We start from the raw sequence: 17,262 nt of genomic DNA, 5'->3' as shown, positions 1-17,262 counted from the left end.
AAAGAACACAACATGCATACATCTATAAAAATAAGTCTGCTGGTATTGGTTGGTTTTTACCAAGCAGTACAAGCACAGGAAGAAGGTAAAAAGGATATAGGGACAGAGACGGTAACGGTGGTAAAGGCTTATGCCCCCACCATTTCCGACGCCTTTAAGATTAAATCGGTCCCCGTATTGAACGACTCGTTGGTTTTACAAAAAAAGCCAATCTCCTATAGCATCTTTTCGGTGCCGGTTGCCTCTACGTTTACCCCTGCCAAGGGAAAGGCTACGGGGATAGAGAAAACGGCTCCGGCCAAATTATTTAATTCATCGGCTTCCATTGGTCTGGGGAATTATAACAATGCATTGGTAGATTTCTATACCAGTAGGGCGTTGAGTAGGGACCAAAGGTTCGATGTTTCATTAAATCACCGTTCGTCTAGGGGAGATATTCCCAGTTCTGCCTTGGATAATGAGTACTACAATACTAAATTGAATGGTAAATATTCCAAGTACGATCGTTACCTAAGCTGGGGCGCCCATCTAGGCTTGCAGCATCAAATGTATAATTGGTACGGGATACCCAACGGCTATTATACGGAGGAGTTGGTAAGCGGTATAGATGAGAAACAACACTATTTTGACGTGCACGCGGGTGCCCATATAGAGGTAGAGGATTCCTTCTTTAAAGGGGCAAACCTGATGGTGAGACGCTTCTGGGACGCAACTAATTCTGGGGAGAACAGAGCTGTTCTAAAACCTATTTTGGAAGCGCCCTTGGGGGAGGAAATGCTTACCATTAAAACCCAAGTAGACTATTTAGGGGGGACTTTTAAAAATGCTCCGGTGAGTAATGAAACCAATACTCCTGAAACAAAATACGCCTTTTTACAAATGGGGGTAAATCCAAATCTGAAGATTGAATCGGAAGAATTGACCCTTAACCTAGGGGCTACTTTTGTCTATGGGATGGATTTGGAGAATAATGGTAATAATTTTTACATATACCCCAAATTTACCGGTTCCTATAAGATGATGGACGACCTGGCCATTATCTATGGTGGAATTGAGGGAGGGCTCAATCAAAATTCCTTTTACGGTTTTGTAGAGGAGAATCCCTATGTTTCCCCAACACTGGAAATACAGCCTACAGACCAACAATACGATGGCTATATTGGGGTGAAGGGACAATTATTGCCCAACCTAAGTTATAACCTAAAAGGTTCCTATATGGCCGAGAATAGAAAGCCATTGTTTCTACTGAATCCAGAAAACACGAGTAGGAACGATAAGAAAGGATATTATTATGGAAATAGTTTTCAGGTATTTTACGACGATGTTAGAACCTTGGGAATATTTGGGGAGCTAAATGTGGAAGTAGATCGCAATTTCATAATTGGTATTAATGCAGAGGTGTTTGATTATGATACCGAAACAGGGAATCCTGCATGGAACCTACCTAACTTAACCAGTTCTTTATTTTTAGACTACCAACTAGGGGAGCAGTGGTTTATGGGAGCCAATTTGTTTTTTGTAGGGGAGCGAGACGATTTATATACCGTGGCAACACCGGGTACTTTGCCAGAGAATTTTACAATGACGCCCATTACCTTAAAAAGTTATTTTGATGCCAATGCCCATGTGGGATACCGGATTAATCAGCAGTTCTCCGTATTTGCCAAAGCGCATAATATTGCCAATCAGAACTATATGAGATGGAACAATTATAAGGTACAAGGCTTTCAGTTTTTGGCAGGAGCCACTTATAAATTCGATCTTTAGCTTACTATATTTAATATAGGTTAAGGAAGCAATTTCTTTAATTACCAATTAATAAGGGGGTATCTGGGAAAACCATATATCCCCTATTTTTTTATTGGGTTCTGATAAAGGATAAAATTGCTATGCCCCATTCACCACAGAGAGGGGGCCTTTAGTCCCAAAAACGGGAAAAGCCCCGTATGGTTCGGAGGAAACCTTTTATTTTGACATAAATTCAAGTGTAATTTTAATAATTAAAAAAAATGAAGAATTGTAACCATTTATTTTATGTCGGTTTGTTTCTTTTGATGACCAATACATCGCTTATGGCATCAAACCTTAAGACTTCTGCAAATAGCCTATTTCAGGCCGAATTGGTAGCTGTAGTTCCTAATTCCTTTATAGGTCAATGGGATTATACCGCAGCGGATGCCCCCTATGAATATAGGAGTGGTGTGTTGTTTATTACCAAAGAAAAAGAGGGGTATGGGGTAAAGGTGAAGCTTGGGTACAATACCCTAAGAGCCACCGAAGTAGTATTGGAAAAGAATACCATGAAATTTTCTATTTGGGTGGAAGGCGAAAAGATTGAAGTTTCTTTAGAGATGAAGGGCGATGAATTGATTGGGGAAGCCATCTCTTCCCAGGGGCCCTTGGCATTGAAAGGCACAAGAAGGTCTGCAAAATAGTGGATCCCAATCCCAAAGGGAAGTAGCGGGGTAGGGAGTATAATAAGTCTCTTTTTGAGGTGTTTATAATGGATACGAGTACTTCGGTAGCAGCTGTTGAGGCTGTTTCTGTGAGAGGTGTATTCCTGGAAAATTCATGAGAGTTAGAAGTTTAGAGCCATGCAGCAGTAGAAATATGTGGCTAAGTTAGGTATACTGCGGTGTAAACTGTTCATTTTAGGAGGGTTAAAAAATGTTGAATACAATTGTTTGTGTTTCAAACTTTTGGAGCTATATTTGATTAACATTTTTTTAACCAATTAAATTTTAGTAATGAATAGAGGAACAGTAAAATTTTTCAATGATGCCAAAGGATTCGGGTTTATCACCGAAGAAGGCTCTGAAAAAGAACATTTTGTACACGTCTCCGGTTTAATCGACGAGATTCGCGAAGGCGATGTTGTTGAATTTGAACTTAAGGAAGGAAAAAAAGGATTAAACGCAGTAAATGTTAGAGTCATTTAATATATACTTTTTAATTTCTTGCAAGCTAGAGCCTATTCTATTTCGAATAGGCTTTTTACGTTTAAAAAAGTATTGTAAAACCTGAGGCTATGGATTGTAACTGCCCTATAGGGGTTGTAGGTCCATGTGAAGCAAAGTTTTTTATCTGTAGGGGGTGTGATGGTAATGCAACCTTTGGCATTGGGAGCGAGCATGATATTTTGAAAAATATAGGATTGGATGCGTTCCAGTTGTACTAAAAATACTCCCTTTAGATCTGAAAATTTTGGAGGCTATTAAATTACTGAATCAGTACTTTATCAGTGCCTATTTTATCCGAGGATATTTTGGTAGTTGTTCTGTATTAGGAGCGTAGGAGGTTAAAAAAAAATAGCCAACCAATATTTTTATGTTATACGCTTTTATTTATGATGTAATTTTATAAAAAAAAATGAATGACCATAGAATATAGAGTTAGGGCAGTAGAAGAGTTGTTTGCTGGATTGGATAAGGAAATAGCAGCTTTTCAAAGCGAAACAGGATTGGGGTGCAGAGCAGGATGTGGCAAATGCTGTACCCATCCAGAGGTGGAGGCATCCCCACTAGAGTTTCTTCCTTGGGCTTTTCACGTATTCCTAAATGGAAAGGCAGAAGCTACTTTGGAAGAATTAAAATTGAACAAAAGTGCTGTTTGTTTCCTATACCGCCCCCTGACTGTTTTGGATCAACACAATGGAAGGTGTGGAGATTATGTTTACCGTGGGTTAATATGTAGGCTTTTTGGGTATGGGGCCAGTAAGGACAAATTTGGAGAACTGCGACTAGCAACTTGTAAGATAATAAAGGAAGGGCAGGCAGAAAACTATAATAATGCGGTGGAGGCCTTAAAAAAGGGATTGTATGTACCTGTCTTCTCGGATTACTATATGAGGCTCAATCAAATAGATTTTAAGCTGGGGAATTCTATTCTTCCTATTAATAAAGCGATGAAGGTTGCCCTTGAGGAGGTGCTACAATATTTCGCATATCGGCCATTTCCTAATGGATATACGGATATTGCTTAGAACTTAGCATTATAGGTCTTCTACCGCTATTAAGGGGTAAACCACCTTCTTTATCCACAGATTAAGGGGGTTGGAGCTTTTTTTCTTACCAAAAAATGGATTTTAGGCCTTTAAATCGATTTCCTTTAAGTTTTCAATCCTATTCCGTATTAGAAAGGCATCAATGGTCTCAAAATGTTCTATCACCCTGTTCTCTTTAAACTCAAATACCTTTTGTGATAATCCTTGCAGGAAATCACGGTCGTGAGAAACCAATATTAAGGTGCCGTCAAAAGCTAAAAGCGCTTCTTTTAATACCTCTTTGGATTTAAGATCTAAATGGTTGGTGGGTTCATCCAGGATTAGCAGGTTAACGGGTTCTAACAGTAGTTTTACCATTGCTAACCTGGTTTTTTCTCCCCCAGAGAGAACGCTTACTTTTTTCTCCAGATCATCCCCGCTGAACATAAATCGCCCTAAAATATTTTTAATCTGCGTGCGTATTTCCCCTTCGGCTACCTCGTCTACCGTTTGGAAGATGGTAAGTTCCGGATCTAGTAAAGAGGCCTGGTTCTGGGCAAAATAGCCCACTTTTACATTGTGGCCCAATGTACATTGTCCCTCTACCTCAATCTCTCCCAAAATAGCTTTTATCATAGTAGATTTACCTTCCCCGTTTCGGCCTACAAAAGAAACTTTCTCTCCCCTGCTTATGGAGAAACTGGCATTTTTAAAGACCACCTTATCGCCATAGCTTTTGGAAAGATCCTCTACACGTACAGGGTAGTCCCCAGACCGGACAGAGGGGGGGAATCGCAGTTTTAAGGAAGAAGTGTCTATCTCATCGATTTCTATAAGCTGCAGTTTTTCTAACATGCGTTCCCTAGAGTTCACTTGGTTGGTTTTAGAGTAGGTTCCTTTAAAACGCTCTATAAACGCTTGGTTATCTGCAATGAACTTTTGCTGCTCTTGATAAGCCTTTATTTGGTGACTTCTTCTTTCTTCCCGCAATTGCAGGTAGTGGGAGTAATTGGCCTTATAATCATAGATCCTTCCCATGGTAACCTCAATAGTTCTATTGGTAATATTATCTATAAAGGTTTTATCGTGGGAGATGACCACTACGGCTTTGGCTTTGTTCAATAAGAAATCTTCCAGCCAGATTACGGATTCTATGTCTACGTGGTTGGTTGGCTCGTCTAAAAGGATGAGGTCTGGTTTTTTCAATAAGATTTTTGCCAGTTCTATCCGCATTCTCCACCCACCACTAAATTCGCTGGTAAGTCGGTGAAAATCGGTCCTCTTAAAACCGAGTCCGCGCAAAGCCTTTTCTACTTCCGCCTCATAGTTGATATCCTCTAAGGCATAGAATTTCTCTCCTAGGTCCGACACTTGCTCTATGATTTTCATATAGGAATCCGACTCGTAATCGGTGCGGGTTTCCAACTCCTTGTTTAAGCGCGCCATTTCATCACGCATTTCAAAGATTTCCTTGAAAGCCTTGGAGGCTTCCTCAAAAACAGTACAGCTATCGTCGGTCAGTAAATGCTGTGGTAAATAAGCGATAACGGCATCTTTGGGAAAGCGTATATTTCCCCTGGTGGGTTTTTGCTCCCCTGCGATAATCTTCATCATGGTAGATTTTCCCGCTCCATTCTTACCCATCAAGGCAATTTTATCGTTCTCATTAATTACAAAGGAGACATCACTGAACAAGGTGTCACCACTAAACTCAACCGCTATTGCGTCTACAGAAATCATAATCGGATTTTAAGTGTGCAAAACTAGATAAAATTGGAATACCGTGGCTATTAAATTATGCTATGTGAGTAGGGGCGAAGGAAATAATCCGTTGTTAATTTAATGGCAATAACTCGCTAGATTGACGTTGGGGTGGGAAATAGATAATAAATCCTATAAGCTTTCGGCAATGCATAATTTGAACGGAATTAAAAGGAGGAATGTCGAATAAAAATATCTTTTATAGCGAGTTATATTTCAATAGGTTATATTTAATTGTGCTTAATTATTGTAGGATGAATGATGAATTAGTGATCAATTTTACCCCCACCGGAATGATACCTACCAAAAGTATGACCCAACATGTTCCGGTAAGTGTTGCGGAAATAGTTGAAGATGTACTTAGGGCTAATGAGATGGGAATTACCATGGTGCATTTACATGCAAGGGATGAGGTTTCTGGGGTGCCCACCTACAAAAAAGAGGTGTATGGAGAAATAATCGAAGGAATTCGAAAATTTGCGCCATATCTGGTTATTTGTGTTTCTTTAAGTGGACGGAATTTTAGCGAATTGGATTTAAGGGCCGACCCTCTGTCTTTGGAGGGGTTTTTAAAACCAGATTATGGGAGTCTGACACTAAGTTCCCTGAATTTTAATACTACTGCCAGTGTAAATTCCCCATCAACGGTTCAAGGCTTGGCAGCCATTATGAAGGAAAAGGGAATTGTGCCAGAATTGGAAGTATTCGATATCGGAATGATTAATTATTCGAAATATCTGGAAAGAAAAGGACTTATTAAGCCTCCATATTATTTTAATCTACTGTTAGGGAATATTGCCTGTGCCCAAGCAGACTTGTTGCATTTAGGAATAATGGTTAACGATCTTCCTAAGGACTCATTATTTAGTTTGGCAGGAATTGGAAATAATCAATTTAAGATGAATTCCTTGGGGATTGCCATTGGTGCCGGAGTAAGGGTTGGATTGGAAGATAATATATGGTTCGATTCCTCGAGAACCACACTGGCAACCAATTTGGATTTATTAGAAAGAATACATGCAATAGCCAGGGTTAATGATAGGGAAATAATGACGCCACAAGAATTTAGATCAAAAATGAAACTAGAACCGGGAAATGGGAAATACGGTAGAATATATGATTAAGAATATATAATATGCCAATAAAGGAAAGTAGAAAAACATCGCAAGTCAAAAGAATTTCCAGTGTGATTAAAAATGGAATGTTTCTCTATGGATTGAAAAATCGTTTGGCGCTGATTGGAATTGAAATAATGCCCTATTATTGGGTGCAGGAAGAGTTTGAGCCTTGCGCTGAACCAAAAATTAAAGGAGATGTTTCGGAATTTAAGCTAAGAGAACTTAGTCTGGACGAATTGATGTTCGTTAGCAAGGGAATCCAGAATTTGCAAATTGACTTGCTAAAAAAAGAATATGAAGAGTGTTGGATGTGTTTGGGTTTGGAACATAATAATGAAATAGCAGCTTATAATTTGATTACAAATAAGGAAATAAATTTTTTCGATAAAGTGTTTCCTATCAAGAATAATGAAGCCTATCTATCTAGCATGTGGACATTTCATGATTTTAGGGGGAGAAATCTTGCCCCTTATTTAAGATATAAGAGTTATCAATTATTAAAAGAGCACGGAAGAGATACGAAATACAGTATTAGCGAGTATTTTAATAAATCTACCATCAAATTTAAAAACAAGCTTAATTCAAAACATTTAAAACTTTATATTTATATCGGTCTGTTCGGGAAATTTAAAGGAAATTACTTGTTGAAATCCTATACAGGGAAATAATATACCTCACCTGATTTTTGATTGCTACTATTATTTTGGCTCCCCCGTATTTTAGTTTATGAGCCCTTTTACAACAACCAATTCACACAACATTTTTATAAACCACCTTTCCACCTAAGTCCAATCCAAAGGAGTGGGAAGGGCTATCTAATTTTAAAAATACATCAATAATCCCGTTTAGATTAAGGAATAACTTCGCCTGATTAATCGCAGTTTTTGTTGGAGTTTATTAAAATATACTTCTTAGTTTCTTATGTGTTAGCGCTTCTTCAATTTTAAATTGGTTTTGTATTAGCCTGTGGTTCAGCGAGTCAGTCCATAGTATTAAGTTGGGTTGCTGTGCTCCTTTATCAGGTTAATATCTTTTGATTACATCCACTTGCCCCTTATAATTTCAATAAGTCATGGTAATTAATTGATCGGCAATGTTTTACGGGAGCTTTAAATTTCTTAACTTAGGGAGTTCCTCCTTAAAACTACCAAGTATTCCGCAATTTTTAACGATTCGTATGTCCGCAGTTGTACAAATACGGGAACTCTATACCGCTAGTCCGGAACAGGTTTGGCGGGCGATAACGGAACGGGAAAAGATGAAAGTATGGTATTTCGATATTCCCGACTTTAAGTTGGAGGTGGGGGCGGAGTTTAATTTTTTTGAACCAGGATTTAGGAGAGAGTTTCATCATCGTGCAACCATCACGGAGATTGTTCCTAAAAAGAAATTACAGTATACCTGGACCTATCCTAGTCATAGTATAGGCAAGTCCCTTCTAACATGGGAGATAGTTCCAGAAAATACTGGTACCTCCGTGCTGCTTACCCATGATGGAGTAGATAATTTCTCCGATGGGGGAAAAGACTTTAATCGGGAAAATTATCTCGCAGGTTGGACCGATATTTTAAGCAAATCCTTAAAGCAGTTTTTGGATAGTGAATAATCAGGTTGAATGATACCTAGGGGTAAAACGCCATTAAAAGGTGAGCCCCTTTCAGGTTATTAAAGGGGAGGATCTAGCTTGGGGTGGTACTACGCGTAAAAAAATATACTATGGTCAAATTCATTTCATTTTTATGCCTTCTCACAACACTTCAAAGTGTAGGGCAGCAAATTACCGTGGCTGAAAAGGATAAAAGTCAGGAATTCAATTTTTGGGTGGGACACTGGGAGGTGTATCAATACGGCACAGACAAACTCGCTGGGGAGAGTCATATAGAACCTATTATAGATAGCCTAGGGCTGTTGGAGCATTACAAAGCACATCATAGCGGATTTAAAGGGAAGAGCCTCAATACGTATAATAGTGCAAAGGGTCGTTGGGAGCAGTATTGGATAGATAATACTGGTTTATCGCTGTTTTTAGTAGGCGGGATGAAAGATGGCAGAATGGAGATGGACGATTTGGAAAGCGGGAATGCCAAAACGGGATACAATAGAATTAGTTGGGAGGAGCAGGAAGATGGAACAGTGAGACAAACGTGGAGCATTAGTAAGGACTCGGGAACAACCTGGACAATAATTTTTGATGGAATCTATAGGCCCAAAAAATAGGCCGCCCCAATTGTAGCTATGGCCGTTTACAAAGGTTCTACATTGGTTTTGTGATTAAATCAAGTGTCAATTCAAATTTAAAATACTGCTTTTTTAATAGTAATAACACCTCCTTATAGCTCGTGGGCGTTGGGAATGAAGTTGAATTGGCAAGGGAAATCTATTGTATCTTTGCCGACTAAACTTATTCCGATGGAGTATATCTTACTATCTACCGTAAACGATCCTTATTTTAAAGAGGCATGGCAATTGTATGAGGCTTCCTTTCCTCAGGAGGAAAGACGTACGCTTAATGTTCAAGAGAAAATAATGGCGAATGATTCCTATAACTTCCAAGTGATGCTATTAGAGAGCCAGGTGGTGGGCTTTCTTCTTTGGTGGGAATTTGAGGAGGTGGTTTTTGTAGAGCATTTTGTCACTAGCCCCAACCTAAGGGGAAAGGGATACGGAAAAACCATTTTACAGGAGTTTTTGGATAGGGAAGAAAAGCCAGTTGTTTTGGAAGTAGAATTGCCAGAACCTGGAATAAAGCTGAGGAGAATAGAATTTTATAAAAGATTGGGTTTTGCACTTAATACTCATCCTTATGTGCAACCGCCCATGCAAAAAGGCTGTGGATCCCTACCATTGTATCTTATGTCTTACCCAAGGGAGTTCTCCCAGGAGTCCGTCACTCATTTCATGGAAGCTTACCATCCTCTTATCTACGATCAAGGGTTATTATAGATTATCCAATTTTATGTGGTTCGGGTTCTTCGCTTTAGCTTGGAAATGCGGTCTGCATAATAGGCTTTTAACTCTATTAAAAAGTCCATGGGCTTGGCATATTCTACCAGCACTTTATAGGTCTGTTTGTTCTTGGCCAGGTGCAATTCTTTATGGAGCTGGTCCAGTTCCAAGGAGAGGAATTCGTATTCGGACTTCGTAATTTTTTCGGGTTGTGGGATAAGTGGTAATGGCGTGTTTCCGCTAAATATTTGGGCATGGTAGGCCTCCAGGCTTGCTAAGTCACCTTCCTTATAAATTTCAATTAATTGGGTGGTAAGCTCCGTGGCCAATTCCAATTGGTCTCGCTGCAGGGAAAACTTGTCGGGATGTATGTGGAGCATCGCCTCGCGGTACAAACGCTTTTTCTGCTGTTCCTCCTCCTGGATTTTTGCAGTTGGGGGCTTGCTTGTAGCCATCGGAACGGAATTGGCGGGGTCGTAATTTTTTCCTCGTCGTTTTTGCTCCCTCCGTTTTTCCTTCTTGGCTAGTTTCTGCTCTTTGTAAAGGAGCGCTAGCTCCTGCTCCAAAACAATGAGATCCCCTAATTTGGATACTAGTAGCCTTTCAAAATCCAAGGTGCGTTCCCTAACCTCCTGTAGTTCCAGTTTTAAGGCCTTTATTTTCTTTTGTAATGCAGAGAGTTCGGCATGGGGGATAATTGGTTTCATAGAAATTGTATGAGCTGCAAAACTAGTCATTTCCTCGGCGTCTCTTAGGGTATAGGTTTTTAATTTTTATCGTTGGCAGGGGTAGTGGCTAACAGAATTAGTGCAGAAGCAAGGTGGCTATGATGGCTCTTATGGGGCTAAATGATAATTTTGAATTACATTAGCTATCATTTGAAATTGTAGATCCATCAGATAAATCCAATACATTATGAGAAAATCGTTGATTTTAGGATTAGTATTATTAGGCTTGGCGTGTGATGCACCCAAAAAGCAGGCCGACTTACTAGTTGTAAATGCCAATATCTATACCGTGGACAATTCCTTTTCCAAGGCATCGGCATTTGCGGTGAAGGATGGGAGGTTTATTGGTGTGGGCAGTACGGAAACCATAAAGCGGCAATACACTGCCAATGAAATAGTGGATGCCGAGGGGAAGACCATCGTGCCTGGATTAATTGATGCTCACTGTCATTTTTATGGGTTAGGCCTTAACCAACAGGTAGTAGATCTTTCGGGGACTAGTAGTTTTCAGGAAATGATAGATAGGGTAACGGAGTTTCAAGACCGCCATCAGAAAGATTTTATTCTGGGTAGGGGATGGGACCAAAACAATTGGGAGGTAAAGGAGTTTCCAACCAAAGAGGTGTTAGATCAGCTGTTTCCAGATACCCCAGTTTCCTTAAGAAGAATAGATGGCCATGCCTTATTGGCTAACCAGAAAGCCTTGGATTTGGCCGGAATTACCAAGGCTACCAAGGTAGAAGGGGGTGAAGTAATATTAAAGAACGGGGAACTAACAGGCGTGTTGGTAGATGGTCCTATGCAGCTGGTAGATGCCATTGTTCCCGCGCCCGATAAGGAGTCTCAAATTATGGCCTTAAAAAAAGCAGAGGAAATATGTTTTGCCAATGGGTTAACCACGGTGAACGATGCAGGACTCAGTAGGGCTACTATAAATCTAATTGATAGTCTGCAACGGGCAGGCGATCTCTCTATTAGGGTATATGCTATGATTAGTGCCACCCAAGAAAATTTGGATTATTACTTACCCAAGGGTACCTATAAGACCGATAAATTAAATGTAGGTTCTTTTAAGGTGTATGGAGACGGGGCCTTAGGATCTAGAGGAGCAGCGTTAAGGGAGCCGTATACCGATCAACCCGGCCATTACGGGGCTATGGTTACCTCGGTAGCTGCCATTAACGATATGGCCAAGCGGATATCCGAGTCAGATTTTCAGATGAATACCCATGCTATAGGCGATTCTGCTAATATTGCAGTGTTTAGGGCCTATAAGAAGGTATTGCAAGACAAGCCAGATCGCCGATGGAAAATAGAACATGCCCAGATTATTTCTCCACAAGATTTTGATTATTTCTCTGGGGGAATTATTCCGTCCGTACAGCCTACCCATGCCACCAGTGATATGTACTGGGCCGGAGATAGACTAGGGGAGGAGCGACTAAAAGGAGCTTATGCCTACAAATCCATGTTGAATAAGGCGGGAACCATTGCCTTGGGAACAGACTTCCCCGTAGAGCAGGTAAACCCCTTTTTAACCTTCTATGCAGCGGTTGGGAGAAAGGATGTAAATAATTACCCAAAAGATGGGTTTCAAATAGAGGAGGCACTTAGTAGGGAGGAAGCGCTAAAAGGGATGACTATCTGGGCGGCTTATTCCAATTTTGAGGAAATGGAAAAAGGGAGTATTGCAGTAGATAAGTTTGCAGACTTTACTATTCTAAGTGACGATATTATGACGGTACCCCTAGCGGAAATACCTCATATTAAAGCAGAAGCTACCTATTTGGATGGGAAAAAGAAATAATACCTGAATCTAGACCTTGGTGTGCCTAGGCGGCGCACCGATGTCTATATTTTTGAGCGGCGACCTCTAGCTTTTCGGTTAAAACCTTGAGCCATATGAGCTGGTTGTAGATTAAATGTGCCTCCTGTAGGTTGTTAAGCATTTCTTCTTCAAGGGCTATCTGTCCCCTTTGTAACTCTGCTTCCCGCTCTTTTATCAAACTTTCATAGGAGGATTTTAGATTTGCTTTGGCGGTGTCTATATTCTCGGGCAGGTTGCTGGGGTGAATGTCAATTTGGTCAATTTCCTTGGCAGAGTTTTCCAGGGTAGTTCCAATATGCTCTACAATTTTTTTAAAGTGTACCGATTCTTCCGTGGTTTTGTGATGCTGTATAAAGGCACCCAGGGACGCCAAGGTAGAGAGGATGGTGTTGTTGAGTGCTACAATTTCATAAATTAAATCTGAAGACTTTTGTTTGGATTTAGGGTCTTGGGACATTCGTTGGTAGGCGGCATTTAAATTGCTTACCGATAAAAAAGCCTCTTTTCTTGGTACTTTATACTGTACGTCTGCCGTCTCTTTGGTTCGGTATAAATGTCGGATAGCAAATAAGTAGTTGGCGTTGGCACGTATACTTTTGGTTAGAATTTTATCTAGGTTCATTACCTCCCAGTTGGGCCAGAAAAGGTAATTTGCAATGAGTGCCAACACTGCCCCCAAAAAGGTATCTAACACCCGGTATTGAATAATCTCAAAAGCGTTAGGGGTGAGTAGGGAATAAACAAATATAATATTGATGGTAATAAAAGCGGCTGCAGAACGATAGTTTTGCTGAATTAGGGAGAAGGCCACCAGTAAGGACAAGACCGCAAGAACCCCATAAACAATGGTGTTTTGGGTGAGTAGTATAATGAGGGTGGCTATAGCCGCGCCAATTAGGGTGCCAATGGTCCTGTTTATTGATCGTTCTTTGGTGAGTCCGTAATTGGGTCGCATTATCACAATAAGGGTCAGTAAGATCCAGTAGGTGTTTTTTATACCAAGGGCCGTCCCAAAAATATAAGCAATGATAATGGCGGTGGTAAGTCGCAGTGCATGCTTAAAAATGGGCGACTTATAACTTAGGTTTTCCAAGATGATATTAAAACCGTAGTCCTGATCCGTGATAAACTGGTGGGCGTGTTTGCTTTTTATGGAGAGTTGCGATTCTTTCCTAACATTGGTCAATGCCCGCCTAACTGTCCGTATTTTTTGTAATTGTAAGGTCTGGTAATCATAGAGGTTTTTTAAAATGATACCGCCCTCTTGGGCATGGGGCGTTCCCACCTGCTCTACAAAATCTCCAATGGCTTTACTTGCCGTAGTGAGCGCTCGGATCATGGGTTCTTTGGAAGGGATGCCTTGTTTGGTAATCATGCACTCCGCTACCTTTTTAAGGTGGCTGCTAAAGGCGAGGTTTACTTCCTTAAAGGCATCCAATCGTTTTTCATGACCTTTAAATAAGCTGTCTATTTTGGGGTAGTCCAAGCTATTGGCCAAGGCCAGCTCCAAGATGTCTACCATGGAGATAAAGATTAGCAGGTGCTTTTCATCAGAATGGGATTTTTTGCCCCGTTTCGCTTTGGTAAGCAAGAGTTCCCTTAATACCTCGTGTTTTTCGCTGATGTCTGACTGAAGGGTAAACAGCTTCCGTAATAGCTGATCCCTTTTTGTAGTTTCGGTTAGGAGCTTTGCCCGCACTTCCAGATAATCGCCGGTAAGGCTCAGGGTATCGGAAAGTAATTGGTCTTCGTCCTTTCTCGGTATTATTCTATGGGTCAGTAGGGAGACGGAGAGATAAAAAAGTCCGCCCACCCCAATCAATAAAATATGTAGCCATAGGGGAATGCTCGTGACTCCATGCGCTAGGCTCAGGATCATTGCCAAGAGTCCGGAAAAGGCAACCAGAGAACCCCTAAATCCGTAGACGGCCAAGAGGGAAATGGAAAATGTTAGGGCAGAAATTACAGCAAGCAGCAACCAATAGTGGGGATTAGAAAGGCTAACTATAAAGCTAACGCCCATGGTAAGGACGCTACTGATAAGAATGCCGTAGACCTTTCTTTTTAAACTTCCAGGGATGTCGCTAGGGGCGTTTAAGAATACCCCAATGGCTAATGGTATCCCAATTTCTGAGTAACCTAATAATCCAAGGGTGACCAAAGGAAATAATGCCGCCAAAGTAAATTTGAGGGCGCGGAAAAAGTAGGAGCTTCTAAAATACAGGGAAGATAATCGTATGAATTCCTTGACCATAATACAAAAATACGTGCAATAGTTAAGATTTAATAACTATAGGGCGGTTATGCAGGTTTTTCAATTGTGTCCTGTTAGTGGCGTAGTGTTTGGTTGTCGGATATAAAACAATAAAGACCGAAGCAGGTACTTCGGTCTTTATAATAATGACAAGTAGCTACCCCTAAAATTCTATAGGTAGCGATACCCGTGTATTTCCCCAACCTAGCACTAAGTGAGTCCCCTTTTTCATGTCCTGGTAGGCGATGGAAAAGGCTTCCAATGTTTCGGATCCCTTACTTACTTTTGCAGGTACGCGGAGTAAGTCTTCACTTTCTTGGTAGGAATAGGCACCCCATTGATTTAAGTTCTTGTTCAGGATTACGGTCCACTCCTTTTCACCTGGTATGGTAAACAGGGAGTAGGTACCAGCTGGAACGGCTTTCCCTGCTACGGTAGCATCTTGGTAGAAGGTTATTTCGGAAGCTTCATTGGCTCCAGTACGCCATACTTTCCCGGCAGGTGCCAATTCGGAGATAGCTCTTCCTTTCAGCTGGGGCCTACTATAGATAACTCTAACCAACTTGTTAGAGACTTTATAATCGGAAGGGTAGGAAGCAATGTCGGCCGGACTTTTGTCTAATCCGCTAAATTTTTGTGCCGTTGCCGCTGTACTAAAGCAAAGGGCAAGCACCATAATGGTAGTTGTAAAAATGTTTTTCATGATTAATGTTTTTGCGATTCTCAAATTTAGGCAGTATTCGATTAATATGAATACTAAAACCTACTTTTTTTAGACAACTTACAAAATGATCCCTTTGCAATGAGAAAGCATTGGTAGATGTTATTGATTTTAATTAAAGTTGGGATTTTAGTTTTAAACTGTAAGTCAAACCTCCATATATGTTTTATAATTTATAGTTATGGGGGATATTTGCTTTATTATTGAAATAAAAAATAAGTTATGTGTGGAATTGTTTGTGCTTTTGACGTAAAGGAAAGTACTGAGGCCTTAAGACCTCAGATTTTGGAAATGTCCAAGAAAATTAGACATAGAGGACCGGATTGGAGTGGCATTTATTCCAATGATAAGGCTATTTTGGCGCATGAGCGTTTGGCTATTGTAGATCCTGCATCGGGAAAGCAACCGTTGTTAAGTGAAGATGGGAAGTTGATCTTGGCCGCCAACGGTGAAATATATAACCATAGGGAGCTGCGCAAGCAGTTTGAGGGTACATATAACTTTCAGACCGAATCTGATTGTGAGGTTATTTTGGCCTTGTACAAAGAAAAGGGAACCGATTTCTTGGATGAAATGAACGGGATATTTGGATTTGCCATCTATGATTCGGAAAAGGACGAGTACTTTATTGCAAGGGACCATATGGGAATTATCCCTTTATATATAGGTTGGGATATCCATGGTACCTTTTATGTGGCTTCGGAACTAAAGGCATTAGAAGGGACTTGTAGTAAGATAGAATTGTTCCCTCCGGGGCATTATTTACACAGTAAGGATGGAGAACTAAAAAGATGGTATTCCAGGGATTGGATGGAATACGATGCGGTAAAGGAGAACCAAACCAGTATACAAGAAGTAAAAGAGGCCTTAGAAGCTGCAGTACACAGGCAATTAATGTCCGATGTGCCTTACGGGGTGCTATTGTCTGGCGGATTGGATTCGTCCATTACTTCGGCCATTGCTAAGAAATATGCCCAAAAGCGAGTGGAATCCGGAGATACTAAAGAGGCTTGGTGGCCTCAATTACATTCGTTTTCTGTGGGCTTGGAAGGGTCTCCGGATCTTGCGGCCGCCCAAAAAGTGGCAGATCACATAGGAACGGTACACCATGAGATAAAATTTACCATTCAGGAAGGCTTAGATGCTATTAAGGATGTGGTCTATAAGCTAGAAACCTATGATATTACAACTATTAGAGCTTCTACGCCCATGTATCTTATGGCCAGGGTGATAAAGAGTATGGGAATTAAAATGGTGCTTTCCGGGGAAGGTGCAGATGAACTTTTTGGTGGATACCTCTATTTCCACAAGGCACCATCGGCAAAGGACTTCCATGAAGAAACGGTGCGTAAATTGGAGAAGCTGCATATGTACGATTGTCTGAGGGCAAACAAATCTTTAGCTGCTTGGGGAATAGAGGGCAGGGTGCCCTTCCTGGATAAGGAGTTTATGGATGTAGCTATGAGGATTAACCCACAGGATAAAATGATTAACGGGGAGCGCATGGAAAAATGGGTGCTTCGCAAGGCTTTTGAGGATATGTTACCCGAAAGTGTGGTTTGGAGACAGAAGGAGCAGTTCTCGGACGGAGTGGGTTACAACTGGATAGATACCCTAAAAGAAATGGTGGAAAATGAGGTGACAGACGAACAATTGGCCAATGCCAAATACAGGTTCCCTATTCAGACGCCAACTTCCAAAGAGGAGTTTTACTACCGTTCCATTTTTGAGGAGCATTTCCCTTCGGATACCGCTGCATTGAGTGTACCGCAGGAAGCTTCGGTGGCGTGTAGTACTAAAATTGCTTTGGAATGGGATGAGGCATTTAAAAACATGAACGACCCATCGGGTAGGGCAGTGGCCAAAGTCCACGCCGATGCCTATGTTAAATAAGAAGCTAGGTGTAGGTTTGGGTTGCATCGGA

The 17,262-nt window shown here is 40.9% G+C and carries 15 protein-coding genes; 11 read left to right on the top strand and 4 right to left on the bottom strand.

Annotated features, from left to right (window positions below):
* Positions 1-12: 12 nt before the first annotated feature.
* The 4 genes from BV214_RS04565 (at position 13) to BV214_RS04550 (ending at position 3,982) form a co-directional block, all read left to right on the top strand.
* Entirely contained in the window at positions 13-1,767 is a 1,755-nt protein-coding gene (locus BV214_RS04565; protein WP_086476301.1) for a TonB-dependent receptor, read from the top strand.
* Positions 1,768-2,072: 305 nt separating this feature from the next.
* Entirely contained in the window at positions 2,073-2,435 is a 363-nt protein-coding gene (locus BV214_RS04560) for a hypothetical protein (protein WP_140157717.1), read from the top strand.
* Between the two features lie 312 nt (positions 2,436-2,747).
* A complete protein-coding gene (locus BV214_RS04555) occupies positions 2,748-2,939 on the top strand; it encodes a cold-shock protein (protein ID WP_086476299.1) in 192 nt (63 codons plus the stop codon).
* Between the two features lie 434 nt (positions 2,940-3,373).
* Positions 3,374-3,982, top strand: a complete 609-nt coding sequence (locus tag BV214_RS04550; RefSeq protein WP_086476298.1) for a YkgJ family cysteine cluster protein — start codon at positions 3,374-3,376, stop codon at positions 3,980-3,982.
* A 102-nt stretch (positions 3,983-4,084) separates the two neighbouring features.
* On the opposite strand, the gene BV214_RS04545 is transcribed toward BV214_RS04550, so the two are convergent.
* Positions 4,085-5,722: an ABC-F family ATP-binding cassette domain-containing protein gene (locus BV214_RS04545; protein WP_086476297.1), complete on the bottom strand. Its 1,638-nt coding sequence runs from the start codon at positions 5,720-5,722 to the stop codon at positions 4,085-4,087.
* Between the two features lie 275 nt (positions 5,723-5,997).
* On the opposite strand from BV214_RS04545, the gene BV214_RS04540 reads away from it, so the two are divergent.
* The 5 genes from BV214_RS04540 (at position 5,998) to BV214_RS04520 (ending at position 9,804) form a co-directional block, all read left to right on the top strand.
* Positions 5,998-6,867, top strand: coding sequence for a BKACE family enzyme (locus tag BV214_RS04540; RefSeq protein WP_086476296.1), 870 nt, complete (start codon positions 5,998-6,000; stop codon positions 6,865-6,867).
* A gap of 11 nt (positions 6,868-6,878) precedes the next feature.
* Positions 6,879-7,529: a hypothetical protein gene (locus tag BV214_RS04535; RefSeq protein WP_086476295.1), complete on the top strand. Its 651-nt coding sequence runs from the start codon at positions 6,879-6,881 to the stop codon at positions 7,527-7,529.
* 509 nt (positions 7,530-8,038) lie between these two features.
* Positions 8,039-8,467: an SRPBCC family protein gene (locus BV214_RS04530; protein ID WP_086476367.1), complete on the top strand. Its 429-nt coding sequence runs from the start codon at positions 8,039-8,041 to the stop codon at positions 8,465-8,467.
* A 110-nt stretch (positions 8,468-8,577) separates the two neighbouring features.
* Positions 8,578-9,078 carry a hypothetical protein gene (locus tag BV214_RS04525; RefSeq protein WP_140157716.1) on the top strand — a complete coding sequence of 167 codons (501 nt, stop codon included), beginning with the start codon at positions 8,578-8,580 and terminating at the stop codon, positions 9,076-9,078.
* 192 nt (positions 9,079-9,270) lie between these two features.
* Entirely contained in the window at positions 9,271-9,804 is a 534-nt protein-coding gene (locus BV214_RS04520; RefSeq protein ID WP_086476293.1) for a GNAT family N-acetyltransferase, read from the top strand.
* Between the two features lie 11 nt (positions 9,805-9,815).
* Here the strand turns inward: BV214_RS04520 and BV214_RS04515 are convergent, their stop codons facing one another.
* Positions 9,816-10,514, bottom strand: coding sequence for a hypothetical protein (locus BV214_RS04515; RefSeq protein WP_086476292.1), 699 nt, complete (start codon positions 10,512-10,514; stop codon positions 9,816-9,818).
* Positions 10,515-10,722: 208 nt separating this feature from the next.
* On the opposite strand from BV214_RS04515, the gene BV214_RS04510 reads away from it, so the two are divergent.
* On the top strand, positions 10,723-12,342 hold the full coding sequence (locus tag BV214_RS04510; RefSeq protein WP_086476291.1) for an amidohydrolase: 1,620 nt from the start codon (positions 10,723-10,725) through the stop codon (positions 12,340-12,342).
* Positions 12,343-12,367: 25 nt separating this feature from the next.
* Here BV214_RS04510 and BV214_RS04505 read toward each other — a convergent pair whose 3' ends face one another.
* On the bottom strand, positions 12,368-14,617 hold the full coding sequence (locus BV214_RS04505; protein ID WP_086476290.1) for an FUSC family protein: 2,250 nt from the start codon (positions 14,615-14,617) through the stop codon (positions 12,368-12,370).
* A 163-nt stretch (positions 14,618-14,780) separates the two neighbouring features.
* Positions 14,781-15,320 (bottom strand): DUF2911 domain-containing protein, encoded by a 540-nt coding sequence (locus BV214_RS04500; RefSeq protein ID WP_086476289.1) that lies wholly within the window; start codon positions 15,318-15,320, stop codon positions 14,781-14,783.
* Positions 15,321-15,560: 240 nt separating this feature from the next.
* Between BV214_RS04500 and asnB the strand changes: the two genes are divergently transcribed.
* The gene (gene asnB, locus BV214_RS04495; protein ID WP_086476288.1) at positions 15,561-17,231 is read left to right on the top strand and encodes an asparagine synthase B; all 1,671 of its coding nucleotides are present in this window, start codon (positions 15,561-15,563) and stop codon (positions 17,229-17,231) included.
* Positions 17,232-17,262: the final 31 nt, after the last annotated feature.

The sequence above is a fragment of the Arenibacter amylolyticus genome, from assembly GCF_002150785.1.
GTDB classification, from domain to species: Bacteria; Bacteroidota; Bacteroidia; order Flavobacteriales; family Flavobacteriaceae; genus Arenibacter; species Arenibacter amylolyticus.
The sequence above is the reverse complement of the archived record's forward strand: the minus strand, read 5'-3'. Positions and strand labels throughout refer to the sequence as shown.

Bases quoted from the DNA above. Each gene is read 5' to 3' on its own strand.
- BV214_RS04565 (WP_086476301.1), top strand. From the start codon at position 13: ATGCATACATCTATAAAAATAAGTCTGCTGGTATTGGTTGGTTTTTAC.
- BV214_RS04560 (WP_140157717.1), top strand. From the start codon at position 2,073: ATGGCATCAAACCTTAAGACTTCTGCAAATAGCCTATTTCAGGCCGAA.
- BV214_RS04555 (WP_086476299.1), top strand. From the start codon at position 2,748: ATGAATAGAGGAACAGTAAAATTTTTCAATGATGCCAAAGGATTCGGG.
- BV214_RS04550 (WP_086476298.1), top strand. From the start codon at position 3,374: ATGACCATAGAATATAGAGTTAGGGCAGTAGAAGAGTTGTTTGCTGGA.
- BV214_RS04545 (WP_086476297.1), bottom strand. From the start codon at position 5,722: ATGATTTCTGTAGACGCAATAGCGGTTGAGTTTAGTGGTGACACCTTG.
- BV214_RS04540 (WP_086476296.1), top strand. From the start codon at position 5,998: ATGAATGATGAATTAGTGATCAATTTTACCCCCACCGGAATGATACCT.
- BV214_RS04535 (WP_086476295.1), top strand. From the start codon at position 6,879: ATGCCAATAAAGGAAAGTAGAAAAACATCGCAAGTCAAAAGAATTTCC.
- BV214_RS04530 (WP_086476367.1), top strand. From the start codon at position 8,039: ATGTCCGCAGTTGTACAAATACGGGAACTCTATACCGCTAGTCCGGAA.
- BV214_RS04525 (WP_140157716.1), top strand. From the start codon at position 8,578: ATGGTCAAATTCATTTCATTTTTATGCCTTCTCACAACACTTCAAAGT.
- BV214_RS04520 (WP_086476293.1), top strand. From the start codon at position 9,271: ATGGAGTATATCTTACTATCTACCGTAAACGATCCTTATTTTAAAGAG.
- BV214_RS04515 (WP_086476292.1), bottom strand. From the start codon at position 10,514: ATGAAACCAATTATCCCCCATGCCGAACTCTCTGCATTACAAAAGAAA.
- BV214_RS04510 (WP_086476291.1), top strand. From the start codon at position 10,723: ATGAGAAAATCGTTGATTTTAGGATTAGTATTATTAGGCTTGGCGTGT.
- BV214_RS04505 (WP_086476290.1), bottom strand. From the start codon at position 14,617: ATGGTCAAGGAATTCATACGATTATCTTCCCTGTATTTTAGAAGCTCC.
- BV214_RS04500 (WP_086476289.1), bottom strand. From the start codon at position 15,320: ATGAAAAACATTTTTACAACTACCATTATGGTGCTTGCCCTTTGCTTT.
- asnB (WP_086476288.1), top strand. From the start codon at position 15,561: ATGTGTGGAATTGTTTGTGCTTTTGACGTAAAGGAAAGTACTGAGGCC.